Below are 25,705 nucleotides of genomic sequence, written 5' to 3'. Positions count from 1 at the left end.
CGATGCGATCAGAAGAGGAAGCCAGCATGTCGTGCAGGAGCACGCCTGTTGCAGTTTCGCGTTGTTAAAACCACGAAAAACAGATATCCGGACCGACTTGCTTCATCTCGCGAAAGCATCGTCAACTTTGAAAAAGGCAGGTCTCCTGGCTTGTAACCTGACGTTCGTCCTTCCCGGGGTTTTGAATTTTGAATGAGTGAATGAGTGAATGACTGAATGTTTTATTCACTCATTCACTCATTCGCTCATTCAAAATTGTTCCCCAGTGGACGTTCTTGAACGGCAGTTGTTTGCGTTACTTACAGTTGCGCGACAGCTCGTGATTCTCACACGATTCCCTATTAATTTACTGATTTGTAAAACCTATTTCTGTTGGAAAAAAGAATGTAAAGAACTCGTTATTGGGCCAAAGATATGGTAAATGTTAACAAAGTAGATTAAAAAAGATCTAGCTTTGCCGCTTCATTTGGTGTCCGCCTTTGGCGGAATTAAAAGGGAATCCGGTGTAATTCCGGAGCAGTTCCCGCTGCTGTAAGTTCAATTTACAAGCTTCTGACATAATGCCACTGGGGTATAATTTTGAATTACCGAATGAGTGAATGAGTGAGTGAATATTAGACATTCACTCATTCACTCATTCAAAATTGTCCCGGGAAGGCGTTAGAAGTTGAACGAGCCAGAAGACCTGCCAGTTGAGAATATCCGTTTTGCTTTCGGGAAGAAAGGCGATAGGATGTCGGCAGGGCGTGTGCGTCTTTGCCCCTCCTCTTGTATGCTCCTGTTTTCAATCCGGATAAGTTCAGTGCCTTTTGGGCGAAACCTTATTCGATTGTTATGGTCAATTACTTACTTGTCGATTCCCTTCTTTTAGGCATCCAGCATTCTTTTGAACCCGATCATATGGCGGCCGTTTCTGTGCTGGCCATCGACGAAAAGCAGGGTCCGGCGCGGCGCTGGAAACTCATCTGGCGGTCTATGCATTGGGCGCTGGGGCATTCTCTAAGCCTTATTTTGTTTGCGGTTTTGGTTTTGTTACTTAAATCTCAGCTTTCGCTGGAAGTTTCCGGGAAGGTGGAAATGCTTGTTGGGCCGTTGATGATCTGGCTGGGGATTGTTGCGATCAGGCGGAATTTCTTGCCACGGGATGCACGAATTTACACGAATATGCCGCAGCAGGTAAGCCGCTCTTTTTGGGTGGGGATGGTGCATGGGCTGGCCGGGACGGGCGGGGCTTGCGCGGTGGCGCTTACATTGGCGGCGAGTGACGCGCGCACTGCTGTCTGGATTATCGTTATTCAAAGTTTGGGAATCATTCTGTCCATGTCCGCTTATGGCTATTTTTTTGCTTTATCAATCAGCCGGTATGTCTCCAAACGTGAGCAGTTTTTCCGGATCGTCAATTATCTCGTAGGCGCTTTTTCTATTGTCATCGGAGCGATCACGCTCTCCAATTCATTTTAATATTGAAAACATTTACTTACCATATCGCCGCATTGCTGGCGATTTCGCTATGTGCAAAAGCACAGAATCCAGTTACAGATTCCAGCAAAACCAATTTGCTCAACCCCATCGTGGTCACCGCAACGCGCTTTGAAACGCAGAAGGAAAATCTCGCGCAACAGCTTGCGATTATTTCCAGTGAAGACTTAAAACTTACCCCGGCTACTGACATTACCGACATTGTGCGCAAGCTGGCGGCGGTTGACGTGATTCAATATCCAAACTTGTCTTCCGGCATCGGGATCCGCGGATTCCGGCCGCAATTTTCCGGGCTGAATCAGCGCACATTGCTGCTGATCGATGGCCGTCCGGCGGGTGTTACCAATTTATCCCAGATCAATTTGAATGGAATTGAGCACATTGAAGTGCTGAAAGGTCCGGCCTCTTCGCTGTATGGTTCCCAGGCGATGGGTGGGGTGATCAACATTATCCGCACCAAATCTCAGGGTGCAACCAAGGGGAATGCATTTGTGGAATATGGGAGTTTTGCAACCATGCAGGCCGGGCTTAATGCGGGCGGAAACCTGACCAAAAAGCTCGATTATGATGTTTCGTTCGCTTTTTTTCAGCGTGCCAGAGATTATAAAATTGGCAAGAATAATCTGCTGCGGAATTTACTTGGATTTGAAAATGCACAGAAAAATTATACGGATATTCCCGTCGAGCAGGTCGATGAAACGGTTACGGACGGACAGCGCAGGCCATTTACAAACCTGCATTATTACACCGGGCGGGCGCGGCTGGGATATCAGCTGAGCAAGAACTGGCGGATCGATGTTAGCGGAGAAAATTTTGTTGCAAGAAACGTGGAATCACCCGGTGAAATATCTTCCGGAAGTGCAGAGGCGAGTAAAAAAAACAACGACAGAAATGCGGTTGATGTGGCCGTTTCCGGCATTATTGGAAATCATGAGCCAAGCGTTAAAATCTTTTATGCACAGGAGAATACAAGAAACTTCACCCTGAATGTTGCCGGAAAACCAGTAACTCCTTTCCGCTCGGCAGAAGGAGAAAACCAGTGGACCGGTGCACAAATTAAGGATTCGTGGAAGATCGGAAAGCATACGATTATGCTGGGTTACGACTATCTGAATGCGCAAACGAGCAGCCGAAGATGGAGCAATGACACGACCGAACGGGCGCCGACGCAGCCTGCCTATTCAATCACTTCGTCTGCTTTTTACGCACAACTCCTTTTAAACTACAAAAAATGGACGCTTCAACCGGGTGTGCGCTATGACAACATTACATTCAATGTAAAAGAAACAGCGCTTTTACCGACTTATCAGGCCGGTAAAAAAACGACCCCATTTGTCAGCCCGAGCCTGGGAATCACCTATGCGCTTGCTTCAAATCTTCGGCTGAAAGTGGCTACGGGCAGAGCATTCGTGACAACGGACGCTTACTCGGTGGCGGGTTATAATGAGGTTAAGGATGCCAAAGGAAGGATCGCGGTCACAGCCGGAAATCCGGATCTGAAGAACGAAAGCAGTTTGAGCTGGGATTTGGGGTTTCAATATAACAAACCGAGTTCGGGGCTCACAGCCGGACTTACTTACTTTTCAACCAAGGTAAATAATCGAATTGCTAAGATCATCAATGTGGTTAACGAACCGCAGGGCAATGGCGAGGTCATTGTTTCGAGAGCAACATTTGTAAATGCAGCGGACGCGGCGATCCAGGGGATTGAGACGGAAGTTTCGTTTGATTTTGGTGTGTTTCAGGATTATCGTTATTCATTCAAAGCATTTCTCACGGGCTCTTCTCTGCTAAAAGCGAAGGAATTGATCGTTGGAACAGATGCTTCTGCGGTGGAGCGTGACATTCAGAATGTGGCTAAAAACACATTCAATTACGGCATTCAGTATGACAACCGGAAATGGCTGCAACTGCGCCTTTCCGGAAGATCGGTCGGTCAGCGCAAAGACATTGATTACACCGACCCGATCAATCCGGAAATTGAATATCCATGCTACGCCGTGGTGGATTTTGCCGCATCATTTAAAGTCAACGCGCATCATTCACTAGGCCTGAAAGTCGCCAATCTGACGGATGAGAATTATTACGAAAAACGCGGCTATAACCTGCCGGGAAGAGCATTTTCGGTGCGTTATAATTTTTCTTTTTAGAAGCAGGTACCGGGTCTCAGGTTTTCTACAATATGATGAATGCGAGCAAGATAAATCTGCGATGAGATTTTTATCCACAGATTTCGCGGGAACAGTTTTTATAAATGCGTTGCCGCTTCAGGTCTGAAGCATATTCGTCACATCAAAAACTAAAAGAAAAAATGAAAAAGGTAATCCTAAGTGTTTCAATGTTCCTGTTACTTGCAGCGGGCACATCTTACGCACAATCGACCGGAACGAGTTCGCAGCAGAACCAGACAACAAATCAAGGCGGCACTTCGACGCAAGGTACAGACAAAAACAAGAGCGGTTCATCTACCAACGGAACAACCGGGCAGTCCAGCGGCAGCCAGGTCCAGGGAACAGGTAACACCGGAACATCCGGTACTACCGGAACATCAGGTACTACCGGAACATCGGGTACTACCGGTAGTCAGGGCCAGACAGGAAATTCCAGCAGCACTTCAGGAACCGGACAAACCGGCGGCAGCCAGGTGCAGGGAACCACCGGAGCTACTGGAACTTCGGGCGCTACCGGAACCGGAACTTCGGGCAGTACAGGTTCATCATCTACCGGCGGTCAGAGCCAATCGGGTAGCTCCACTAGCAGCTCGGGGACAGGAACTACCGGAACTTCGGGTACAACCGGAACATCGGGCAGCACAGGTACATCAACTACCGGCGGTCAGAGCCAATCAGGAACCTCCACCGGCAGCTCCGGAACTGGCAGTACTACCGGTACCTCTGGCGCAGGAGCATCGGGAACCTCTGGCAGTCAGAGCACTGTGGGCCAGGATTCAAGAGGAACAGGAACCCCGGATGATTCCAAAAAATCGAAGAAACGGAAGAACAAACAAGGTAGCAATACCGGAGGTGGCGCAGGAACCACAAATGACTAAAATCAGAAAAGACGCATAATCAGTAAGCCCGGCCAAACTACGACCGGGCTTACTGATTTTATTGAAATATCTACGCTAATTTCTTGTCGATTACTTCCTTCCGGCGTTTCTGCGGGTCGGATTCAAATACTAACAAACCATCCGATTGTCAGCCAGAACTGCTGGGCTTTTGCCGGATTATCGAACTCATTCACCCGGTATTCAAATCCAAGCTCTATTTTATTACTGTCGGTGGCATTGTATCCCAAAGCAAGTAACCCACGGATTTCAAGGTCCGCTTCGCCATCTGACCACAACCCGAGATACTCGTTATTAACTTTACTATAAAATTCCCTGGGGTCGACCTGCCGGCCGTTCAGCGGCATTTCTATCCCCACACGGTACCGCGCCCGAAATTCCACCGGTTCGTCCGGACTGAATGTTTCATCGGTCACGATCCTGTGCGCGAGGCTGATCACTTCGAAGTTTTTAACATTACTGAACTGCTGAATAAGGCGGTGGGTAAATTCGCTGCCTTCGTGCCTGACCAGATAGCCCGCTCCAATTGTGTTATCGGCCGAGATCTTCCTGGTGAGTACCGTGCTCAGATCGGTCCTTTCGTACCGTAATTGACGGCTGGTGGCTGATCCGGGCTCCTTTTCAAAAAATATCTGCCGGGCTTCCAGCTTTGTGTTCAGCTTCCAGCCCTCCGCAAGTTTGATATTCACATTAAGTTGAGGAAGCGTACCAGTGCGGAAACTGGACTGACCAAATACGGCAACCGGTAAGATAAACAGTAGAAGGAGAGAGGTAATACCAGATCTGTACATCAAAAAATCAGATTATCAGTGTTGCGTTGAACGATCTGGTGGACACTCACGATCGTTCCGTTTTCTTCGGCCAGTACTTCATAATAACTTTCCGTTTTACCTTTGGAGCCCTTCAACACCAGCTCATATCTGGTCAGCACACCCTTTGCAGCAATGTTTTGAATCACCGATTCTTTCAATGCGTCCACCGGGCCCTTCCAATGAAGCTGGGTTTTCACGATTTTATAATGCGAAAACTCCTTATTCAGGTTCTCCTTCAATTTCGCCCGACTATCAGGCTGCATATCATTGATACCCGACAATATTTCAACGTCCTGAATAGTCCCTGATTCATCGAATTCGATACTATACCGCCTGCCCGCATGTTTCAGTTTCGCCTCTATTGATTTCCCTGTAAGACTTTCTTCCCCGTACCAATGGATTTTTGATTTCTTGAACACCGAAGAAACGAAGTCGGCTGCTGCTTGCGGAACTGCGTCCGACTTAATGCTGAACTCATGTTCATACTTTTTTTGCCCTATGCAGGGTGTCCACAGCAGCCAGACCAGCAGCGCAGAAATCAGGCTTGTATAGGATTTTCTACTTTTCACCAGAACATACTTGTTATATGGATATGTACTATGCAAGGCTAGGCGAGCAGCAATAGTTCAAATTCTGAATTTGAAAAAGAATAAAATTATACATAATCAAAAACGCTAGTGGCACCATTTTTAAAACTGGCACCTTTTTGAAATTCGCTTCGCTTCCAAATATGACCTCTCTAATCGAAGAATTTATTAACCAAGCAGGTTACTTCGCAATCTTTCTCCTGATGCTTCTGGAAAACGTTTTCCCTCCGCTGCCGTCAGAAATCATCCTGTCAATCAGCGGTATTACCGCAGCCCAGGGCGAGTTAAACCCATTTCTGGCGGTCCTTTCTGCGACTATCGGCTCATTGGCGGGTGCAGGTTTCTGGTATTGGGTAGGAAATAAAGTGGGCCATGATCGTTTGGAAAAATGGATCAGCAAAAAGGGTATGTGGGTCGGACTTTCGGAAAAATCCTACCAAAAAGCGCTCCGGTTCTTTGATAAGCACGCTACCGCGGCGGTTTTCTGGGGAAGAATGGTACCAACTTTCAGAACTTTCATATCCATCCCGGCGGGATTGGTAGCGATGAAACCCGCTAAATTCCTGATTTACACCTTTGTCGGTACACTAATCTGGTCGTCGCTTGTCTTTTTCGCCGCTTTTTATTTCGGGAACAAATATCAGGGTGCCTTCGACATGGTGGGAAAGGTATTCAATTTCATCATCATCGGCTTGCTCCTGCTCTACGCGGTTCAGCTCGTCAGAAATTTAATTAAAAGAAAAAAAGGTAAATGAGCACTCTGAGGGATACTGGTACAGTTTTTATGTAGCCCGCGCCATTTCTCACCTAAATTTTTCTTGAATGTTTTATCACGATGGAAAACTTCAGTACAATGTAAGGGTTGACAAGCCAAACCCTCAATTTGCAAAACTTCTTCAGCAAGCTATCGGAGGGATAGAAGGCGAGATGCGTGTATGTCTGCAGTATCTTTTTCAAGCCTGGAATTCGCGGGGGCCCAAGAAGTACAGGGACATGCTTCTGGAAACAGGGACCGAAGAAATTGCGCATATTGAAATGCTGGCCACGGCTGTATGCCTGAATCTGGAAGGCTCGTCCAGCGCATTGAAAGACGAAATGGCGATGAGCAACCCGATGGTGGAAGCTGTAATGGGCGGACGCGACCCGCGACATATCTTGTCTGCCGGCCTGGGCGCAATGGCATGCGATGCTAATGGTGTCCCATTTAATGGCTCCTGGGTGGTAGGCAGCGGGAATATCGCAGCCGATATGCACGCAAATGTAATGGCCGAAGCGACGGGAAGGGTACTGGCCACGCGTCTGTATGAAATGACCGACGACGCGGGTATGAAGGATATGCTATCCTTTTTGATTGCACGTGACACCATGCACCAGAACCAATGGATGGCGGTACTGGAAGAGCTTGGACCAGATACCCATCCCATTCCGAACAGTTTCCCGGCGAATTTGCAGAATGAGAATGTGGCTTACAGCTTCATCAGCACAAGCATTGGCGCCACCACGGCCAGCGGACGATGGACCGAAGGCACTTCGATCGACGGTAAAGGCATATTTACGTTCGAGAAGGCGGTCCCTACAGGAGGCGAACCTATGCTGGCGCCGGCAGACAAGGAGATTCATGGACAAATTGAGCAAGGTGTAAAGCCTGACTCAGACTTTCTGGATAAAGTGAAAGACATTATCACAGGTTAGTTGATGTCAGACGAACAGCAGAGAGGCGGCCAGGATCACTTGCCGCCTCTTTGTATTTCTGCCTGGAAAGATATTAATGCATGTTATCAACGTTATGCGAACGCTTATATGGCAAAACCGACTGACCTCAGCCAGTGACCATTGCACTTAAATACCTTATCCTATGTCTGGAAAAGGGCGATCCGGTACCCCGTTTCTAAGGATTCCAGACGTATTTAGACACACATTTTCCTCTACCAAACTAGCCTCGAAATCGAACCTAACAGTCACTTCCAAGGTTTTTTCGACCTCCCGGGTTAAATTGCATGACTAAATTGTATGCAATGTTTATAACCAAACTAGCCAATCGGGAATCTGGAATTATCTTGTACGGCATTACACCTCCAAGACTGGAAAGTCCGGAAGAAAGGATCAGAGAAATTGGCAAAGTGCAGAGTGACAGGGTTATGGCGCTCGGTGCCGACGGACTTGTCATTTACGATTTGCAGGATGAAACATCCCGGACTTCCCAGCAGCGCCCCTTCCCATTCACACCAACACTGGATGCATGGACATTCGCCGATCAGTACATTCACATATCGGGAATCTCCAAGATTGTTTACTGTTCCGTAGGCAAGCGTAATCCAGAGCAAATGCGGAATATCATGTCATCAACATCCGCAGCCGATTCACTTGTCCTTGTTGGCCTTCCCTCCCGGGACGAAAAAGCTGTTATGCATTTAAAAGACGCGTATAACCTTTGGAATGAAGCCCAGACCGGAGGAATGCTTGGAGGAGTAGCAATCGCAGAAAGACATTCATCCGATAACGCAGAGCACATTCGATTGCTGAGAAAAGCTTCCGAGGGCTGCTCCTATTTCATAACCCAGTGTGTCTATAACCTGGAATATATGCAGAAACTCGTCACTGATCTATCAGCCGAGTGCGAAATCAGAGGACTACAAGTACCGTACATAATTTTCACATTAACACCCTGTGGCTCGGCTAAAACGCTGCAGTTTCTAAATTGGCTGGGAATTAATGTTCCTGATCATCTTTCCGAAGAGCTCAGCCAAAGTGAAAACATGCTGGAAAAATCCATTCATATCTGTCTTGATATTGCAAGGGATATCGCGAAATTCTGTCGGCAAAAAAATGTCCCGTTCGGCTTTAATATTGAGAGTGTCTCTGCAAGAAAGATAGAGATTGAGGCTTCTGAACAACTTTTAACCAGTGTAAAAAGTTGGCAAACAGAGTTGATCAGATACTAGCATTGGGTTTATACCAGAAACAGAAAAACCTTCCGGTCTGAAAGGTTTTTAAGCTTAAAATTAGTTTGTGGAGAATATCGGATTCGATAAAAAACAGTCTAACATATTGAATATTAGTCAGTTAATTGATTTTCTTTAAGTTTGCTTAATTATCCTTAGACAGGAAATGTTCGACCTATGTTCGACCTAATTTTGATCAAAATATGCACTGATGGCACTCTCAACCAAGTTTATCCTAGCTTCCAAAGTTAATGATTCGTGCGAGTACCCGATAATGCTCCGGAAGCGAATGAATCAGAAGGTTTGCAAGGAGATGACTCTGAAACATGGCTACTACATCATTGACGGCATACTCCTTTATCCCGCCCTACTGATTCGCTCAAAGTTCCACTATATCAAAATTTGCTATTGAGCATTTTTGATGTAGTTAGGTGATTCACATTCTTGCCAGTACTCTACAATTTTGACTATCATTTTTTTCAATTTATCGTAATTACTTGGCTTGATAAAGAATCCTTGAATAGACCTTGAATAAGCATTGATTACATGCTCTTGTTCTGCACTTGTAGAAAAGAAAAGATATGGGATGGATTTCAATCTCAAATCTTCGTTGTTATGAATTTTTTCATATAATTCCATCCCATTTAATTTGGGCATGTTTATGTCAGAAAGGACAAGAAAAGGTTCAATATCTATATATGTCAAGTACTCCAAAGCTTGTACACCGTCTCCAAAGAAAACCAGCTCATTCTTATAGTTCAGTTCTTTAAAGATTTCAGACAGGATATCCTGGTCGTCCATGTCATCTTCTATAATTACAATAGGTCCTTTTTTGTTCATAAGTGTTTTAATGTTTGATTACAACCCTGATTTACACGACTAATCAGTATGCCCACTGCACGTCTAAGTTAGTTAAGTGGGTGTATCCTGAGCAGTCCCCTTGTCATCAGCAAGCAGGATTGCTTTAATCCGGTCAATGTGTACCTGGGACAGTTCTGCTCTTTCGAGCGCCGATTTTTTGATTGCCCCACTCTGTTCTTTGGCAAAAGTGGTTAAAAGATTTCTCCTTTCCTCAAACATGCGAAGGGCTGTCCACATCGTCTCTTCAATTTTCAAAGTCTGCTCGGCGATTAAGGCTTGCGCAGTATAAGCGTGGCCTGTGTGGCAGCGGTAACGCGTTAAGGGGCCTTTGTCTACTTTCCATAGCACACCGCCACAACCCGGGCAATTGAAAGGCACCTGATCTCCGAGGGAATTAACAGCCGGTAAATCGCTTAACACGCGTTTGGCAATTTTTGCTTCGATCATTATATCTTGGGGAATAGGCTTCCTTTTTTCTGGTTTTACCGCCAGGAGCTGATACAATAAACCGCCCATTTCCATGAGGGGCAAGCAAAAATCAACATCGACCTGTTTGATGGCATTGGCAGGCATATCAGGATATTCTGCATCTGCCGGATCTTGAACTATGCACGTACCGCCGCACCGCTTGATAGCGATCATCCCGGCTGTGCCATCATCCAGATAACCCGTTAACAAGATCCCAATTACGTTGCTGCCAAATACAACAGCAGCCGAGCGGAACAATGGATCAATCGCTGGACGCGAGCGGTTTTCCTGCGCGCCTTTGGTGACAAGGATCTTCTGGTCGTCACTGATCATTAGATGGTGATCAGAAGGTGCCAGATACAAATGTCCGTTTTTAAGGATCTCCCCATTTACGGCATGCTCACAGTGGATATTAGTCTGCTTGTTAAGCAGGTCCAAAAGAACGCTGCCCGTCGCGTCCGCTGAAATATGCTGGACAACCAGTATCGGCGCTGGAAAATCTTCTTGCAGTTGATTGATTAATGTTTTCAATGCATTAAGGCCGCCGGCAGACGTGCCGATGACTACAACTTTTCCTGACGGGGCCGGTTTGTTTTTTGCCATAGTAATTTGGTGATAGAGCGTGGATGATCTTGGTAAACCGTAGCACTCATTAGCAGTCTATTATTGCAGCCCGGCTAACGGGAAATAGATCACAAATTTGCTTCCCGTACCCGGAGTGCTTTCCACCCGGATACTGCCACCGGCAGCATCGATTATTTTCTTTGCCAGATAAAGCCCGATCCCCTGTCCTTCATGATCAGTTTGGAGCCTGTGGAACTTATGAAAGATCTTATCAATGTCGCCTTCGGCTATGCCAGTCCCATTATCCTGGACTGTCAGGGCAGTGAATTCGCCTACACTCGAAGTTTGGATCGTGACAACAGGTGTATCCTCTGATCGGTACTTAATCGCGTTTGACACCAGGTTGAACAAGATGCTTCTCAGGTTCTTTTTAGAAAAGAGGATCTGGCCCACTTTCAGATCACTTGTAATCACCGCCCCACTCTGCTTGATCTTATCGCCCAGGCTCCACAGGATGCTCTCCAAAATTTCATTCATATCTACCATCTCGGTCGAAATGCCTTCGTCCTCAATTCTAGCTACTGTGCCAATATCATGGATCAGGGCCCCAAACTTTTTCACTGAATTGCCCAAAATGTCTAAAATCGGCCTTAGCTCCTGGTCGTCTGCACGCATTTCAGTTAATAGGCCGATACTTATGCCTATATTACTCAGCGGCCCCAGCAGGTCATGAGATGCCGTATGTACGAAATTGTCTAGGTCGCCGTTGATGCGGGTCAGGATTTCATTCTTTTTGTCCAGCTGATGTTGTATCTCTTTCAGGCTGCTAATATCATTGAAAGTAATGATAGCCCCCGTCCTTTTATTGCCAAGCTGCTGGATATAGGGCATGGTCATAACCTGGTACCATTTTCCATCATTAGACTGTACTTCCCGGGTAATAGGATAACCGTTGTCCAGGACGTGTGTTATGTCATCAGAAAGGGTTTCAAACCTGAAATTAGTCGAGATATTATTGATAGGACGCCCAATATCGCTTTCAAGCAAGTTAATATGCCGGACGGTCCCAGGCGAAAACCGCATCAGGCGAAGATCCGAGCTGACAAAGAGCTGACCATTGATATTGCTTTTGAAATAATTGTTCAGGTCATCGTTGAGCTCTAATAGCTCCCTGTTCTTTAAATGATAGTCCGCATTGATCGTGTGCAGCTCTTCATTAATGGACTGCATTTCCTCGTTGGTGCTCTGCATCTCCTCGTTAGCCGAAAGCAGCTCTTCATTAAAAGACTGCATGTTCTCGTTGAGTGCAAACAGCTTTTCGCTGGCAGCGGTCAGTTGCTCTTTCAGATCTTTGTTTTCTTGCTCCAAAAAATTGGTATAATCGTCCAGATACAGCTTCTCGTCAAACTGCATTGCCCCTGCTGGGAGGCCGGAACCTTCGGCCTGGGTGAACTGTATCACTAAAAAACCGTTAGGCCGGCCTTTATAAACCATCGGGCTAACTGACAGATTTACTTTAATCGTTTCCTGTCCTTGCTGGACCTGCACCCCTGTGATCACTGCTTTTTTGAGGGTTTCGCTGACTTTTTTGCAGGCTGTTTTGAAGGCAATGTTGAGAGGGCCAGGCAGAAGCTCGGTCAGATCCGATGTTAAGATCTTCTGAACCAGGAACCTGCCGGTGACACCATAAGATTTAAGCACCTTGTTGTTTTCATCAACACAAATAAGCAAGCGCTGCTCTTCGTTAAGGATGGTTTCATGGATTGCCCCATCCAGGGTGCGGTCGGGGATCTTATTTGTTTCCGGTTGAGAAACCCCTAAGCTGGCCGGCTTATGGTAGGTATAGTCAGGCAGGGTAAATGTCTCAAAGTTTACGGATGGGATAGCATCCAGTTTCTTATAGATCTTTGCATTTTTATCAATGACTTTCAGGCTTTTTAATATGGGCGACGGGTTCTCACTGGACCCCAGAAACAGGTAACCGTCAGGTTTAAGCCCGAAAAGGAGCATGTGATAAATTTTCTGCTGCAGGGTCGGGGTCATGTAGATCAGCAGGTTGCGGCAGCTGATCAGATGCATATTGCAGTAGGGCGGATTTTTCACCAAATCATGCCTGGAAAAAATGACCATTTTCCGTAGAGCAGCAGTTACCTTGTAATCTTCCCCTTCCTGCACAAAGTACTTTTCCAGGTAGGATTGTGGCATTTTGGACACTATGGCAGCAGCGTAAATGCCTTTGCTGGCATGCGCCAGGGCAGCAGCATCAATATCGGTAGCAAAGATTTTCACCTGCTGGTCCTGGATCTTTTCCCCTAAAAGCTCTCGCACAAGGATAGCCATTGAGTAGGCTTCTTCGCCCGTCGCACAACCAGTAACCCATATCCGAATTTCCTGGCCATTGGAGAGACTTTTAATGATAGAAGGCAGTACCCGTTTTTCCAGCACGTCAAATGCTTCCGTGTCCCTAAAAAAAGCAGTCACGCTAATCAGGAAGTCTTTGGCAAGCGCTTCAATTTCATCAGGGGAAGCTTTGGCAAATTCCAGGTAAGCTTCCAGGCGTTCAAAGTTGTTATAAGCCGCCCTTCTTTTGATCCGGCGCAAAATAGTCGACTGCTTGTAGTCTGAAAAATCCAGTGGAAGCTGCTGGCTTATGATCTCGATCAAACCAGCCATATTTTCTCCATCAGAGATGCCGGCCGCTAGTAGTTCAATTTCCCGCTTAACATATTCTTCGATAGCGCCAGGCATTGCCTCGGGCTCCACAATAAAGTCCACCATTCCAGTGGCGATTGCATTGGAAGGCATGCTGTTGAATTCGGTGGTTTGCGGGTTTCTGGCAATCACCATCCCGCCTGCCTTCTTAATTGCTTTTACACCATCGCTGCCATCAGAGCCCAGGCCCGACAGGATGACGCCAATCGCCTTTGGGCCGCAGTCAGCGGCAAGGGAAGATAAGAAGGTATTGATGGTCATGTGCGGACCGCGCACGTCGGTTTTATCGCTTAAATGTAAATGTCCCCTTTTAACGGTCATAAACTTATCTCCCGGGATCACATATACATAATTGGATGCAATGCCCGTCCCTTCTACCGCCTGTACCATGGTCAGCTTGCTGTACCTGGATAAGACTTCTGCTAACCTGCTTTCATAATCAGCGGATAAATGCTGGACCACAACGTAGGCAATACCATCCAGAGGTGTGTTTTCAAAAAAAGAAATCAGCTCATCAAGGCCCCCGGCCGATGCACCGATGGCAACAATGTGATTTGGTTCAATTGAATTCATTAAGATGGTAAGGTTAGGTGCAGGATGTTGAGCGTAAATGCCACATCATCAAATAATTATTCCTATAAGGTACAGAAAGTTATTATAGGTGGCACAATGTTTTCCCAATCAAGCAACCAGGCGTTAACTAATTACTTGCCTGTTTGAAGTAATCTTATGTGTAATTGACTTAAAAAGACAAGCTGTTTAAGTAGGTATTTAATCTACACTAAACTTATTATCAAATGGATAAAGATGGCCCAATTATCATTATAGAAGATGACCCTGACGACAAATTCGTATTGGAAGAAGTTTTGGTGAATTAGGATACCCTAATCAACGAATGTATTTTACGGATGGCCAATCGGCATTGGATTATCTTTATACCAGCAAAGACCTGCCTTTTATTATTATTTCAGATATTAACCTGCATTTAAAGGTGGGTGCCATTTTTGTTTGCTATACTAAAAAGCCTTAATTCAGCTTCTATTCCAAGTAAATCGCGTGAACCTCACCTCTTGGAAGAATTTCGAAATTACCACCGCATAATCGAACACAGAGTTTTGTTAGTCGATTTATAATTCGCTTTTGATGTTTTTGCAGAAGTCGAAGCATAAAAAATGGGTGAGATAAGTGCGAACGGACCCAGAAAAACTCAATGAACTTGACTAAAAACGTTCGACCTATGTTCGATCTAAATAAAAAAACCACTTACAAATAATTTGTAAGTGGTTGATAATCAGGTGGAGAATATCGGATTCGAACCGACGACCTCTTGCATGCCATGCAAGCGCTCTAGCCAACTGAGCTAATCCCCCGTTCAATCTGAGTAGGCGCTCAGCGAGTGCAAAGATTAAACGGAGAATCATGATAAACAAGCCCGGCAGGAATTTTATATCGCCAGCTGCTGGATTAACATATCATCGCCGACCACCGCCAAATACTCTGGAAAGTAACCAGATTACAACTGCAATGACCGCCACTACAACTATCACACCTGCCCACATACCGGTCTTGAAAATGCCGCCTACTACTTCGCAGCTTGTCAGGGAAAATGTCAGGAGGAAAACAATCAGGTAACTCAGGTAGGCTTTCATGGAAAGTACTGTTTAGGTTGAAAACTTTGAAGTAGCAACTTAAAAAATCATTCCAAACCAATAAGCAGGCCGTTACTGGTAAAAATCAATCGGGATCAGCTTTTGCCTATCATTGACCAGGAGCTTTTCAAATAATCTCACCGTCGCCTCTGCATCGCCGTGCGCACGGTGGCGGTTTTCAATACCTATTTCCAGGCTCTGGCAAAGATTTCCCAGAGAATACGATTTCAAGCCCGGAAATATTTTGCGGCTAAGCTGCACAGTACAAAGCAGATCGCGCTGGAAGTATTCGTCAAAAGCCCCGAATTCCCTTTTTATAAATCCATAATCAAAACGTACGTTGTGCGCGACGAAATAAGCGTCTTTGGTCACGGCACGTACCGCATCCTGAACTTCGTAGAATGTGGGCGAATCCTTTACCATTTCGTTATCAATCCCGGTCAGCTTCGTAATAAAGGGTGGGATGTAAATCTCAGGATTAATGAGGGAATGAAAAAAATCGACTATTTTAAGACCGTCGTGCCTGAAAACTGCAATCTCAGTAATCCGCGCCGCGCCTCCTCCTCCGGTAGTTTCAATATCAACGATTGCGTACATGTATCTTTATAAAGTTGCCTTTTTTTTACGCAACCGTTTTTCTAATGTATTTTTGATTTTAACAAAACAAAAAAACAAAAAAATCCTCACCGAAGCGAGGATTTCCCAATAGCGGAAGGCAATTTACGTAATGACATTCAGTGTCAGTTGATCTGGAAAGCAATTGGCAATGTAAACTTTACGCGCACCGGATTTCCCGCCTGGCGGCCTGGCATCCAGTTCTGCATCATTTTCACCACCCGCACAGCTTCCTCGTCACAGCCAAAACCAATTCCCTTCAACGCAGTTACATCTTCAATATTTCCATCAGATCCCACAGTGAACTGCACAAACACTCTTCCCTGAATACCGGCCCTTGCAGCAGCAACAGGATATTTCAAATTCTTCTGTAAAAAAGCCGCCATTGCCTGAACCCCTCCCATATACTCGGGCGCTTGCTCAACGTGTAAAAAGATACTTTCTTCTCTCGTTTTCACATCCGCGGCTGCTGTTTTCGCATTGCCGAATTCCGCTGCCGGGGGCACAATGATTTCAAGGTCTTCGATTCCTTCCAGCGTTTTCGCCGCCGGAGCAGCGTTTTCCAGCTCTTTTAATACAGGGGGCAGGTTTTCCATTGCCACCTCATCATCCTGCATGACCACCGGAGGCAGCGAGCGCAATGTTTTAGCTTCTGGCGCAGGTTCTGGCTTTTCCGGCATTGGTTTCGGAAGCTCCCTTGTGATATCAATCGGCCTCGCCTCAACGATATAAGCAATATCACCGGGCTTCGGATCAGGGACAAGCCGGGCGTACAGGTTTGGGAAAAATACGATCATTCCAAACAATGCGACGCCCATTAAAACGGATTTTTGAATAGTCTGCCCGTATGATTTCCGAAGATCATACGCTCCGTACAATTTGTTCCTCCCCTCGAACACAATGTCATTGAGGGATTTTTCCATGGCTAACAGGTTCTTATGATCCGCATTCAGATTCAGAACTACCTCGTTATCTGCGGTTTCAACAATGCTGCTATATATCTGCTCGAACGGTTTCCCGTCCCACAGCCGCTCCTCAGCCTCGCAAGCCAAATGATCAAGTATCTCCGGGAGCAACTCCGGACTTAATTTTCTTGACTTCAGGTATGATTTAATTAAATCGATCCGGTCTTCGTGAAGGCGTTTCATAGAACCATCTGTTTAGATTTCAGCCATGTAACAAATTTATTCCGTTGCTAGATTTTTAGGAGCGAGTAAGAGTCTGACAGCGTCTATAAAACGTTCAAGGTCATTGGTTTTATTACGCGCGGCTTCACTTCCCGGGCTGGTCAGTGAATAATATTTTCTAAGGCGACCGTCCACTTCCACCGACTCGGTTAGCAACATTCCCTCTTGTTCCAATTTATGTAAAACAGGGTAAAGCGCGCCGAACGTCAAAGCAATGGCGCCGCCTGTTCTCTCTTTTACCTCCTGGGTTATCTCATATCCGTACATCCGATCGTGTTCGGCCAGCAAATTCAGCACTATGGTTTTGAGGGTGCCCCGGACATATTCGTTACTTGTTGTGTTATTCTCCATGAGTTAAAATTTGATTAAGCGAATATATATAAGTTTTTTATATATACAATACAAAAATAGGAGAAGTTTTTTCCGAAGTCAACCGAAAAGCGAAATTTAACTTTCCGTCAGGGGAATTGACCTGCTGATCCGCTCTTCCAGCGAAATAAAGGTCTCTGTCCGCTGTATCCCATTTACCTTTTGAATTTTGTCATGAAGGATTTCGCGCAAATGCCCGGTGTCGCGGCAAACGATTTTTAAAAAAATACTATAAATACCCGTCGTATAATGAATGTTGACCACCTCCGGAATACCTTCCAGTTCAGTGGCGACCTGCTCGTAGAGTGAGCTTTTATCGAGATAAATACCCAGAAATGCACTGATATCCCACCCAAGTTTTGCGGGATCTATTACAAGCTGTGAACCCTTCACAATGCCCATTTGCTCCAACTTTTTCATGCGTACATGAACCGTCCCCCCGGAGACAAAAACGCGTTTGCCTATCTCCGTGTACGGTAACGCAGCATTCTCTATCAGAAGGGAAAGGATACGCAAATCGGTGCTGTCAATATCTGAATATTTCTGCATTTCAGTCTGAAAGTTTGAATTTTTCGCAATCTTACTGACCAAATTATGAGATTATTGTAAATTTTGACAATTTTTAATGAAAATATTTTATAATTAAATCTGGAAAATATAATTTTGCAGAACCAAATCAAGGAAGGAACCGTTTAAGTTCGACCATTTGTTTTTGGTAATCACTATTGTAGGGTGATGAAATTGGCAGCCATGCCCTCCTGTCTCGGGGGTGGTGAATAAGGGATAAACGCGGCATAATGCCGACTAACGTCGACTGGGGTGGACCACCAACAGTATTTGTACCGTAGCTAACCGCACCGTGGGTGGTTCGAATCCCCCTCCTACAGCAAAAAAAACTTGACAAGCGAATTTTTTCGTGTTAGTTTTATTTGGTTTTTAGTTTGTTGATGAAGTGTAATTTGACACGCGGGTTCATTTTGAAACCTGCGTGTTTTTATTTTACAGCCACCACCAACAACTCCCAGCTTCAAAGCTTCAATTCTCCTCCGTACTTGTCCTGCCATTTGGCTCCCCCGGAGGCACCTTTCATTCCTGGTTCATTTTTGAAAATCAGTTACTTCGCTGGTCAGACTTTATACTGAACCTGCGATTTTTTGTACGCCATAACCGGATATCGCTGAGGATATAATAACAAAAAGTAGCAAAAGAATGCAAAATTTTTGCTCACGTCATGGGTACTAAGTTCGAGCCTCCTACTCATCGTAGCACATTCATCGAATTTAATCTACAATTCACGCTCACAAAATGCCTATGACCTGATCCATTTACCAAAAAAGATCGACGATGCTGGTAACACCGTCGATCCGAGAATGCGCTCGTTCACTGGTCTGGTAAACCAGTTTAGAGCAAACACAAAAGGAATAAACTCACTGCTTAAACAAGCCTAATCCTTATTCAAAAGTATGAAAAAACAGCGACTAATCAGTCCGCCCGGTGTGCAGCCGGGCGCTTTCCTCGTTGCATTCTGCTCAGCCCTTTTTCTGCTCATCGGCACAGCAAACGCAAGCAATTTCAACTCCATTAACCCACATCTACTTCCTTTTACCGCCGACACCCTCACTTTGAAGGGACAGGTATTTGACGGAAGCGAGCCGCCGGTAGCATTGCCGGGAGTAACGGTACAGGTGAAGAAAACGGATCGCGGCGTCACAACCGACGTGAACGGCAATTACGAAATCCAGGCAAATGTAGGCGATACACTCGTTTTCAGCTTTGTCGGTCTCGATCCGAAAGAGCTTCCTGTATTGAGTTCGAAAAACATGGTCGTTTCCCTGAAAGAAAAAAACACAGCACTGAATGAGGTGGTTGTGACGGGGTATTCAGAACAAAAGGCGCGTAACCTGGCCAATGCGATCGGCAAGGTGGACGTAAAAGCTGCGGTTGCCAACAAGCCGATTACCCAGCTTTCGCAGGCGCTGCAAGGCGGTGTTACCGGACTAACGGTAACCCAAGGTAGCGGGATGGCCGGCGAAGACCGGTCTAATATATTGATCCGCGGTATTTCCACGATCGGTAACTCTTCGCCACTGGTACTCGTGGACGGAGTCCCATTTGATATCAACTCCGTGGATCCGACTACCGTGGAGAGTATTACGGTTTTGAAAGATGCGGCGGCAGCTTCCATTTACGGCGCGCGGGCGGCAAACGGAGTTATCCTGGTGACCACCAAGCGAGGTATTCCGGGGAAATTATCGGTTACCTATGACGGTTACGCCGGTGTTCAGAATGCCACTTACCTGCCCAAATTTGTCGACGCGCCGAAGTACATGGAGATGGTCAACGAAGCCTATTCAAATATTGGCGGACTGGAACCGTACAGCGACGAAGCGATCACGAAAACCCGCGAAGGCAGCGACCCGATCAGTTATCCGAACACAAACTGGTCGAAATTAATGCTGAACAGAAATGCAGCGATCCATAATCACTCTGTAAGTATTTCCGGTGGGAACGAGCTGGCGAGATTTGCGGTAAGTGGTAATTACCTTTATCAGGATGGATTAACACCTAAACGGGATTTCGAGAGATTTAACTTCCGGGCTAATACCGGGGTTACTCTAACAAAAAATGTCTCTATGCTCCTGGATCTGGTCGCTACCCGGTCGCGGCGGAGATCTGAGCTGGTAAGATTCGGGAACTCGCTGCATTTGGTGTATTCAACACCCCCGAATATTGTCCCTAAATATCCTTTGACAGATAACGGTTACCAGGCTTACGGAAATTTTGGTGAAATGATGAACCCGATGGCCGAGCTGGAAAGAGGGGGCTTTGCGCAGAATAAAGATGATCAGATCAATATTAATTTTCAACCTACCTGGCAAATCACGCCCGAGCTGAAACTGAGAGGTCAGTATCTGTATAGGGTTAATTCAAATGGCTTTATCGATAACCGCGATTCCTACAACTTTCTGGACTATTATACCGGCAACCTGGTATTTACATACGGAAATTCAAAAGGATCAAGTGTAGGGCGCAGTACTTACAACTATCTGGCGTCGAATCTCGAGTTTTCTCAGACTTATGGCAAGCACTTTGTCTATGCAATCGGCGGTCTTTCGCGGGAAGCCAATTTCATTTCCAACTTCGATCAGGCGAACCTGGCTTCTTATTTTGTGAAATTTAACTACGTATTTGACAACAAATACTTGCTGGAAAGTACAGTCAGAACAGATGGTTCTTCCAAGTTCGGCCCTGGTCATAAATGGGGAACATTTCCATCTGTGGCATTGGGCTGGAACATTCACAACGAAAACTTTTTGAAAGATGTGAAAGGACTTACGAGCTTTAAGCTGAGAGCATCGTATGGATTGATGGGAAATAATGGGAGAAATGAGAACGTCAACGAACTATATCGCTATCAAAGTCTGATAAACGGAGGAAATGGCGTAGAGAATTCGATTGGAAACCCGGAAATCACCTGGGAAACTGTTAAAATGCTGGACATCGGTACTGATATCAGGCTGTTTGAAAACCTGGGCATCACAATAGACTGGTTTAGCAAACAAACGGATAATATTTTGCTTACTCCGCCGCTTTCACTTTCCTCCGGCGTAGGGACACTTCCAATCAATGCAGGCTCTGTTTCCAATACCGGCTGGGAGTTTATGGTGAATTATTCCAAATCTTTAAGCAGCAGTTTTGAATTAAGCGCCAGCGCGGGGTACTCCTATTACAATAATAAGATCATTGCGCTCCGTGGCGGACCCTACATTGGCAGTGGCGGCTTGGATATCAATGAGATAAATTACCCAATTAACAGCTACTATCTGCACAAGACTGGAGGGTTGCTGACCCAGGCTGATATTGATTCGGGTATTCCACTTTTGCCGGGACAGCAAATCGGGGATATCAAATACATTGATGTAAATGGGGACGGGAATATTGATAAGGAGGACAAGCAAATTATGGGCAATCCGAATCCTCAAGGAAGCTACTTCGCCAATTTGAATCTTGTATATAAAAGGTTCAGTCTTGAAACCCAGGTTACCGGTTTCACAAAGAGCCTGGCCTATTACACCGGCCGCTACCAGACTGTATTGAACGTAACTTCGAATTTTGACGGAGGCACCCCGCAGCAATACCAAACCGACTACTGGACTCCTGAAAATCCAAACGCTATGTTTCCGAGATTGTCTCCTTCACCCGGCAATAATGCATTGCCTTCGGATTACTGGCTCACAAATGCGGCATTTTTGAGAGTGAAATATATCCAGCTGGGCTACAATTTCAATCCTGAACTGGTGAAAAAGATCAAGCTCACGAACCTTCGGATTTTTGTAAATGCACAAAATGCGATCACACTGAGCAAGATGAAATACTTCGATCCGGAAACGCGCGGTAGTGAAGCTAACTATCCGATGAATAAGGTTTTCACAGCAGGGCTGAACATCAAATTCTAAATTCAATTCCATGAAAAAGATCATTATACTAGCAATAAGTACATTCTTTCTCACCTCTTGCGCGGATGAATTTCTAACAAAAGATCACCCTACCGCCACGACAGACGAAAACTATTGGAACACCGAAGGCGAAATTAATACCGCGCTGAATATCCTGTACGATCAGGTACCAACCGGCGGCTTTCGCTACCAGAACAATACCCGCATCACGTTTGAGGGAATGACCGACAATGCAGTTTGGTATGCCAACTTTTTTGGGGAGGTAAATACCATTGCACTCGGCAACTCCAATTCGCAAATGCGGGCTACGGAATGGGCAGCGATCCAGCCTGTCTGGCAGGAGAACTATACGGCGATCCGGCGCGCGAACCGCTTTTTGGAACATGCAGGCAAAGCATTGATCGAGCCGGCTCTGAAAAAGCGCTACTTCGCCGAAGCGCGGGCGTTGCGTGCGTGGTTTCATCTGGATCTCATGCTTTATTATGGAGAGATACCGATCGTGACCACCGTTGTGCTGCCGACAGAGACAGATCTGGTGAAAAACACAAAGCAGGAAGTTGTAGACTTTGTGCTCGCCGAACTCGACGCAGCTTCCGTCGATCTGCCTAATCTGTACGCAGTGAATGATATCAAAAGGATCACGAGAGGCGCTTGCTACACGATGAAAACCGTAGCACTGCTCAACAACCTGCAATATGCCGAGGCCGCCAAAGCTGCAAAACAGGTGATTGATATGAATTTATATAAGCTCCATCCCAGCTACGCCGCGCTTTTCAACTACGAAGGACAAGTAAACGAGGAGCGGATCTTCATTCGTCAGAGTGGAAATGACGATACCTTTTACAGAAGTGCGCCGGGTTATATTGGTGGAAATGCCTGCCTTAACCCAACCGGCTCTTTGGTGAATACCTACGAAACAAAGCAAGGCAAAACGCTGGCCGAACTTTCACCCGACAGCGCGGCTATTTACAAAGCCAGCCCGAATTACAGATCCAACCGCGACCCAAGAATGGAGTTGACGATCGCTTATCCCGGCTCTACGTTTTATGGGGACCTGAATCCATGGGACGATTCGCCTAACAATCCGAACAGGCTGGCAGCTAACTATTCTTCCAAAACCGGTTACTGGCTGAGAAAGTACGTTGATCTGGCTGACAGAGGAAGAGGCCGCGGATCGTTGGATTATATGGTTTACAGATACGGAGACCTGCTTTTAATGTACGTGGAAGCATTGGTGGAAAGCGGTCAATGGAACAATCCGGACGTGATCAAATACATCAATATGATCCGCAACAGAGCTAAAATGCCGAATGTTGATATTAAAGTGTACAACAACGAAGCCAAAATGCGTGAACTCTACCAGCGGGAAAGACGCGTTGAGCTGGCATTTGAAGGCAGCAGGTTGTTTGACATCCGTCGCTGGAAGATCGCGGAGAAGGTGATGAACGGTGTAGTAGAAGGCGCTATTGACCCTAGGACCAAAAAACCGGTGAACGTGGAAACGCGCACATTTAAAGCGAAAGATTACCTCTGGCCTATTCCCGCCAGAGAAATGGAAGGAAACCCGAATATGAAGCAAAATCCTGGGTTCTGATAATTTGTTTAAGCAATATAGTCCTGACAAAGCCGGTCCTATTCAAGGGCCGGTTTTTCTTTGTATTGGTTAAGACAAAAAAAGCCCAGATTTCTCTGAGCTTTTTCGCGGTCTGGACGGGACTCGAACCCGCGACCCCATGCGTGACAGGCATGTATTCTAACCAACTGAACTACCAAACCAAGGTATAATTCCCAGTACATTTACTGAAAACGTGGTGCAAAACTAGTATTATTATTTACCATAACAATAGCTGAGACTTCAATTTAGTTATTTTATTTGTGAAAAGAATATCCTGCAAAAGGAAAATTCTGAAAATGAAATAGTTGTAGCCAGACTTATAATGACTTTTATAAAGGAAATAATTCAGGAGCTCGAATATCGAGCTCCACTCGCCTACCAGGAAGGGTACGACAATGCAGGTTTACTTGTAGGTTCTCCCGATATACCCGTCACCGGCGTGCTGCTGACGCTTGACGTGACCGAAGAAGTAGTAGAAGAGGCGATTGAAAGAAACTGTAACCTGATCGTCGCTCACCACCCTATTGTTTTCAAGGGTTTGAAAAAGCTGAATGGAAGCAATTATGTGGAAAGGACCGTAATCAAGGCTATTAAAAACGATATTGCGATCTATGCGACGCATACCAATCTGGATCACGTACCGCAAGGAGTAAACTGGCAGATCGCAGAATTGCTGGGTCTCAATAATGTGCGCGTGCTAGCTCCCAAATCGCAGATTTTAACCAAACTGACTTTCTTCTCGCCCGTCGCCAATACGCAGGAAATACTGGATGCACTTTTTGCGGCGGGAGCAGGCCGGATCGGGCAATATGAAAATTGCAGCTTTCGGACCGAAGGTATGGGATCATTTATGCCTAACCAGCAAGCTAACCCGTTGATCGGCGAAAGAGGCACGCAGGAGGTAGTAGCTGAACATCGGGCAGAAGTGATGTTTCCGTCTTACCTGCAATCCAAAATGATGTCGGTACTGCGCAAAATGCATCCTTACGAAGAAGTAGCCTATTATCTCACGACGCTTGAAAATGAAAATCAGGAAGTGGGTGCGGGCGCGGTGGGAGAACTGGAAGTAGAAATGACAGCTGATGAATTCCTGCGTCACCTTCAAAGCCAAATGCATTTAAATGTGATCAAACACACGGAAAGTGTAGAAAAAGTGAAGAAAGTAGCCGTTTGCGGAGGAGCTGGAAGCTTCCTATTAAAAGATGCAATTCGAGCCGGCGCAGATGTTTTTGTAACTTCCGATTACAAATACCACGAATTTTTTGATGCTGAGGGTCAGATCATGATCTGTGATATCGGACATTATGAAAGCGAAGTGTATACTAAAAATCTACTATATAAATATTTGTCAGGAAAATTTAGTAATTTTGCACTCTGTTTGTCGCAGGTCAATACCAATCCGGTCCGGTATTTTGTTTAATATTAGTGTAAATCAAAATATTCTCCGGTCACTATTGAAGCTCCTCGGCTGACTGCCTTCACTTATTACGCATTGAAACAAGTCCATTAAAGACATACATGGAAAACACAATCGCTCAAAAATTAGATGCTCTCCTGAAATTGCAGGAAATTGATTCAAGCCTTGACGAAATACTTAAAACACGCGGTGATCTTCCTGAAGAGGTAAGAGATCTGGAAGATGAGATCATCGGTTTTGAGACCCGTTTGGGAAAATTTAAGAGTGAAATTGCGAATTTGAATACTGAAATTGACAATTTCAAAAACGCACAAAAAGATGGTGAAAAGCTGATCAAGAAATATAAGGATCAGCAAATGAACGTCCGCAATAACCGCGAGTACGATGCAATCACCAAAGAAGTTGAATTACAGGAGCTTGATATGCAACTGGCTGACAAGAAAATTAACGAAGCCAGAGCCCGTATCCGTTTGATCGAAGAGGATGCAAATCGCGCCGAATCGGTTCTAAACGAAAGAAATGAAGATTTGAAAGCGAAAAAAGGCGAGCTGTCTGTCATCACAAGCGAAAGCGAAGCGGATGAAAAAGGATTGATCGCTGAGCGCGAAAAACACATTAAGAAAATCGAGGATCGTCTGCTGAAATCTTATCAGAAAATCCGCGACAACTCAATGAACGGTCTGGCAGTTGTTCACGTATCAAGAGGAGCTTGCGGAGGCTGTTTCAGCATTGTTCCACCACAGCGCCAGGCAGATATTCGGGAACGTAAAAAACTGATCGTTTGCGAGCATTGCGGAAGAATTCTGGCAGACGTTGAAAGCGTTGAACCAGTTCATCAGCGCCGCTAATATCATTGAATGAATTTGAAAAGGTTGTCTGACAAAGGCAACCTTTTTTTATGCCT

General features: G+C 45.7%; 21 protein-coding genes, 2 tRNA genes and 2 riboswitches. Of the genes, 11 read left to right on the top strand and 12 right to left on the bottom strand.

Annotated features, from left to right (window positions below; all coding sequences use genetic code 11):
* Nucleotides 1–117: 117 nt before the first annotated feature.
* A riboswitch (cobalamin riboswitch) is annotated at nucleotides 118–382 on the bottom strand.
* 68 nt (nucleotides 383–450) lie between these two features.
* A riboswitch (cobalamin riboswitch) is annotated at nucleotides 451–708 on the top strand.
* Nucleotides 709–834: 126 nt separating this feature from the next.
* The 3 genes from LZG94_RS03650 to LZG94_RS03640 all read left to right on the top strand — a co-directional run bounded on the left by LZG94_RS03650 (nucleotide 835) and on the right by LZG94_RS03640 (nucleotide 4,528).
* The gene (locus tag LZG94_RS03650; RefSeq protein WP_233790580.1) at nucleotides 835–1,461 is read left to right on the top strand and encodes a cytochrome c biogenesis protein CcdA; all 627 of its coding nucleotides are present in this window, start codon (nucleotides 835–837) and stop codon (nucleotides 1,459–1,461) included.
* A 2-nt stretch (nucleotides 1,462–1,463) separates the two neighbouring features.
* Nucleotides 1,464–3,629 carry a TonB-dependent siderophore receptor gene (locus LZG94_RS03645; RefSeq protein WP_233790578.1) on the top strand — a complete coding sequence of 722 codons (2,166 nt, stop codon included), beginning with the start codon at nucleotides 1,464–1,466 and terminating at the stop codon, nucleotides 3,627–3,629.
* 161 nt (nucleotides 3,630–3,790) lie between these two features.
* The gene (locus tag LZG94_RS03640; RefSeq protein WP_233790576.1) at nucleotides 3,791–4,528 is read left to right on the top strand and encodes a hypothetical protein; all 738 of its coding nucleotides are present in this window, start codon (nucleotides 3,791–3,793) and stop codon (nucleotides 4,526–4,528) included.
* A gap of 122 nt (nucleotides 4,529–4,650) precedes the next feature.
* Here the strand turns inward: LZG94_RS03640 and LZG94_RS03635 are convergent, their stop codons facing one another.
* Together LZG94_RS03635 and LZG94_RS03630 are read right to left on the bottom strand one after the other, a co-directional pair.
* The gene (locus LZG94_RS03635) at nucleotides 4,651–5,337 is read right to left on the bottom strand and encodes a DUF2490 domain-containing protein (RefSeq protein WP_233790574.1); all 687 of its coding nucleotides are present in this window, start codon (nucleotides 5,335–5,337) and stop codon (nucleotides 4,651–4,653) included.
* Nucleotides 5,337–5,927 carry a hypothetical protein gene (locus LZG94_RS03630; RefSeq protein ID WP_233790572.1) on the bottom strand — a complete coding sequence of 197 codons (591 nt, stop codon included), beginning with the start codon at nucleotides 5,925–5,927 and terminating at the stop codon, nucleotides 5,337–5,339. The genes LZG94_RS03635 and LZG94_RS03630 overlap by 1 nt, the downstream gene beginning before the upstream one ends.
* A gap of 161 nt (nucleotides 5,928–6,088) precedes the next feature.
* Here LZG94_RS03630 and LZG94_RS03625 point away from each other — a divergent pair, with 161 nt between their 5' ends.
* The 4 genes from LZG94_RS03625 to LZG94_RS03615 all read left to right on the top strand — a co-directional run bounded on the left by LZG94_RS03625 (nucleotide 6,089) and on the right by LZG94_RS03615 (nucleotide 8,887).
* Nucleotides 6,089–6,700, top strand: a complete 612-nt coding sequence (locus LZG94_RS03625; protein WP_233790571.1) for a DedA family protein — start codon at nucleotides 6,089–6,091, stop codon at nucleotides 6,698–6,700.
* 67 nt (nucleotides 6,701–6,767) lie between these two features.
* Entirely contained in the window at nucleotides 6,768–7,637 is an 870-nt protein-coding gene (locus LZG94_RS03620; RefSeq protein ID WP_233790570.1) for a manganese catalase family protein, read from the top strand.
* Nucleotides 7,638–7,640: 3 nt separating this feature from the next.
* Nucleotides 7,641–7,775, top strand: a complete 135-nt coding sequence (locus LZG94_RS26335) for a hypothetical protein (protein WP_255700583.1) — start codon at nucleotides 7,641–7,643, stop codon at nucleotides 7,773–7,775.
* 185 nt (nucleotides 7,776–7,960) lie between these two features.
* A complete protein-coding gene (locus tag LZG94_RS03615; RefSeq protein WP_233790569.1) occupies nucleotides 7,961–8,887 on the top strand; it encodes a methylenetetrahydrofolate reductase in 927 nt (308 codons plus the stop codon).
* 405 nt (nucleotides 8,888–9,292) lie between these two features.
* Here the strand turns inward: LZG94_RS03615 and LZG94_RS03610 are convergent, their stop codons facing one another.
* From LZG94_RS03610 to LZG94_RS03570, 9 genes are all read right to left on the bottom strand, one after another.
* Nucleotides 9,293–9,727 (bottom strand): response regulator, encoded by a 435-nt coding sequence (locus LZG94_RS03610; RefSeq protein ID WP_233790567.1) that lies wholly within the window; start codon nucleotides 9,725–9,727, stop codon nucleotides 9,293–9,295.
* 72 nt (nucleotides 9,728–9,799) lie between these two features.
* Nucleotides 9,800–10,819 (bottom strand): chemotaxis protein CheB, encoded by a 1,020-nt coding sequence (locus LZG94_RS03605; protein ID WP_233790566.1) that lies wholly within the window; start codon nucleotides 10,817–10,819, stop codon nucleotides 9,800–9,802.
* 60 nt (nucleotides 10,820–10,879) lie between these two features.
* On the bottom strand, nucleotides 10,880–14,065 hold the full coding sequence (locus LZG94_RS03600) for a CheR family methyltransferase (RefSeq protein WP_233790565.1): 3,186 nt from the start codon (nucleotides 14,063–14,065) through the stop codon (nucleotides 10,880–10,882).
* 723 nt (nucleotides 14,066–14,788) lie between these two features.
* Nucleotides 14,789–14,862, bottom strand: a tRNA-Ala gene (locus LZG94_RS03595).
* A 102-nt stretch (nucleotides 14,863–14,964) separates the two neighbouring features.
* Entirely contained in the window at nucleotides 14,965–15,141 is a 177-nt protein-coding gene (locus tag LZG94_RS03590) for a hypothetical protein (protein WP_215235621.1), read from the bottom strand.
* A gap of 72 nt (nucleotides 15,142–15,213) precedes the next feature.
* A complete protein-coding gene (locus LZG94_RS03585) occupies nucleotides 15,214–15,738 on the bottom strand; it encodes a PolC-type DNA polymerase III (protein WP_233790564.1) in 525 nt (174 codons plus the stop codon).
* Between the two features lie 143 nt (nucleotides 15,739–15,881).
* Nucleotides 15,882–16,904, bottom strand: a complete 1,023-nt coding sequence (locus tag LZG94_RS03580; protein WP_233790563.1) for an energy transducer TonB — start codon at nucleotides 16,902–16,904, stop codon at nucleotides 15,882–15,884.
* Between the two features lie 36 nt (nucleotides 16,905–16,940).
* On the bottom strand, nucleotides 16,941–17,294 hold the full coding sequence (locus LZG94_RS03575; RefSeq protein WP_233790562.1) for a PadR family transcriptional regulator: 354 nt from the start codon (nucleotides 17,292–17,294) through the stop codon (nucleotides 16,941–16,943).
* 96 nt (nucleotides 17,295–17,390) lie between these two features.
* Entirely contained in the window at nucleotides 17,391–17,861 is a 471-nt protein-coding gene (locus LZG94_RS03570) for an Lrp/AsnC ligand binding domain-containing protein (RefSeq protein WP_215235617.1), read from the bottom strand.
* A 914-nt stretch (nucleotides 17,862–18,775) separates the two neighbouring features.
* On the opposite strand from LZG94_RS03570, the gene LZG94_RS03565 reads away from it, so the two are divergent.
* A complete protein-coding gene (locus tag LZG94_RS03565) occupies nucleotides 18,776–21,769 on the top strand; it encodes a TonB-dependent receptor (protein ID WP_233790561.1) in 2,994 nt (997 codons plus the stop codon).
* A gap of 10 nt (nucleotides 21,770–21,779) precedes the next feature.
* A complete protein-coding gene (locus tag LZG94_RS03560) occupies nucleotides 21,780–23,363 on the top strand; it encodes a RagB/SusD family nutrient uptake outer membrane protein (protein WP_233790560.1) in 1,584 nt (527 codons plus the stop codon).
* A 108-nt stretch (nucleotides 23,364–23,471) separates the two neighbouring features.
* Here LZG94_RS03560 and LZG94_RS03555 read toward each other — a convergent pair.
* Nucleotides 23,472–23,545, bottom strand: a tRNA-Asp gene (locus LZG94_RS03555).
* A 161-nt stretch (nucleotides 23,546–23,706) separates the two neighbouring features.
* On the opposite strand from LZG94_RS03555, the gene LZG94_RS03550 reads away from it, so the two are divergent.
* Nucleotides 23,707–24,804, top strand: coding sequence for a Nif3-like dinuclear metal center hexameric protein (locus tag LZG94_RS03550; protein WP_233790559.1), 1,098 nt, complete (start codon nucleotides 23,707–23,709; stop codon nucleotides 24,802–24,804).
* A 98-nt stretch (nucleotides 24,805–24,902) separates the two neighbouring features.
* On the top strand, nucleotides 24,903–25,649 hold the full coding sequence (locus LZG94_RS03545; RefSeq protein WP_215235613.1) for a zinc ribbon domain-containing protein: 747 nt from the start codon (nucleotides 24,903–24,905) through the stop codon (nucleotides 25,647–25,649).
* Nucleotides 25,650–25,705 lie beyond the last annotated feature (56 nt).

It is taken from the genome of Dyadobacter sp. CY343, from assembly GCF_021390335.1.
In the GTDB taxonomy this organism is placed as follows: domain Bacteria; phylum Bacteroidota; class Bacteroidia; order Cytophagales; family Spirosomataceae; genus Dyadobacter.
The sequence above is the reverse complement of the archived record's forward strand: the minus strand, read 5'-3'. Positions and strand labels throughout refer to the sequence as shown.

Coding starts and splice junctions, on each gene's coding strand:
- LZG94_RS03650 (WP_233790580.1), top strand. CDS start 835: ATGGTCAATTACTTACTTGTCGATTCCCTTCTTTTAGGCATCCAGCAT.
- LZG94_RS03640 (WP_233790576.1), top strand. CDS start 3,791: ATGAAAAAGGTAATCCTAAGTGTTTCAATGTTCCTGTTACTTGCAGCG.
- LZG94_RS03635 (WP_233790574.1), bottom strand. CDS start 5,337: ATGTACAGATCTGGTATTACCTCTCTCCTTCTACTGTTTATCTTACCG.
- LZG94_RS03625 (WP_233790571.1), top strand. CDS start 6,089: ATGACCTCTCTAATCGAAGAATTTATTAACCAAGCAGGTTACTTCGCA.
- LZG94_RS03620 (WP_233790570.1), top strand. CDS start 6,768: ATGTTTTATCACGATGGAAAACTTCAGTACAATGTAAGGGTTGACAAG.
- LZG94_RS26335 (WP_255700583.1), top strand. CDS start 7,641: ATGTCAGACGAACAGCAGAGAGGCGGCCAGGATCACTTGCCGCCTCTT.
- LZG94_RS03615 (WP_233790569.1), top strand. CDS start 7,961: ATGTTTATAACCAAACTAGCCAATCGGGAATCTGGAATTATCTTGTAC.
- LZG94_RS03610 (WP_233790567.1), bottom strand. CDS start 9,727: ATGAACAAAAAAGGACCTATTGTAATTATAGAAGATGACATGGACGAC.
- LZG94_RS03605 (WP_233790566.1), bottom strand. CDS start 10,819: ATGGCAAAAAACAAACCGGCCCCGTCAGGAAAAGTTGTAGTCATCGGC.
- LZG94_RS03600 (WP_233790565.1), bottom strand. CDS start 14,065: ATGAATTCAATTGAACCAAATCACATTGTTGCCATCGGTGCATCGGCC.
- LZG94_RS03590 (WP_215235621.1), bottom strand. CDS start 15,141: ATGAAAGCCTACCTGAGTTACCTGATTGTTTTCCTCCTGACATTTTCC.
- LZG94_RS03585 (WP_233790564.1), bottom strand. CDS start 15,738: ATGTACGCAATCGTTGATATTGAAACTACCGGAGGAGGAGGCGCGGCG.
- LZG94_RS03580 (WP_233790563.1), bottom strand. CDS start 16,904: ATGAAACGCCTTCACGAAGACCGGATCGATTTAATTAAATCATACCTG.
- LZG94_RS03575 (WP_233790562.1), bottom strand. CDS start 17,294: ATGGAGAATAACACAACAAGTAACGAATATGTCCGGGGCACCCTCAAA.
- LZG94_RS03570 (WP_215235617.1), bottom strand. CDS start 17,861: ATGCAGAAATATTCAGATATTGACAGCACCGATTTGCGTATCCTTTCC.
- LZG94_RS03565 (WP_233790561.1), top strand. CDS start 18,776: ATGAAAAAACAGCGACTAATCAGTCCGCCCGGTGTGCAGCCGGGCGCT.
- LZG94_RS03560 (WP_233790560.1), top strand. CDS start 21,780: ATGAAAAAGATCATTATACTAGCAATAAGTACATTCTTTCTCACCTCT.
- LZG94_RS03550 (WP_233790559.1), top strand. CDS start 23,707: ATGACTTTTATAAAGGAAATAATTCAGGAGCTCGAATATCGAGCTCCA.
- LZG94_RS03545 (WP_215235613.1), top strand. CDS start 24,903: ATGGAAAACACAATCGCTCAAAAATTAGATGCTCTCCTGAAATTGCAG.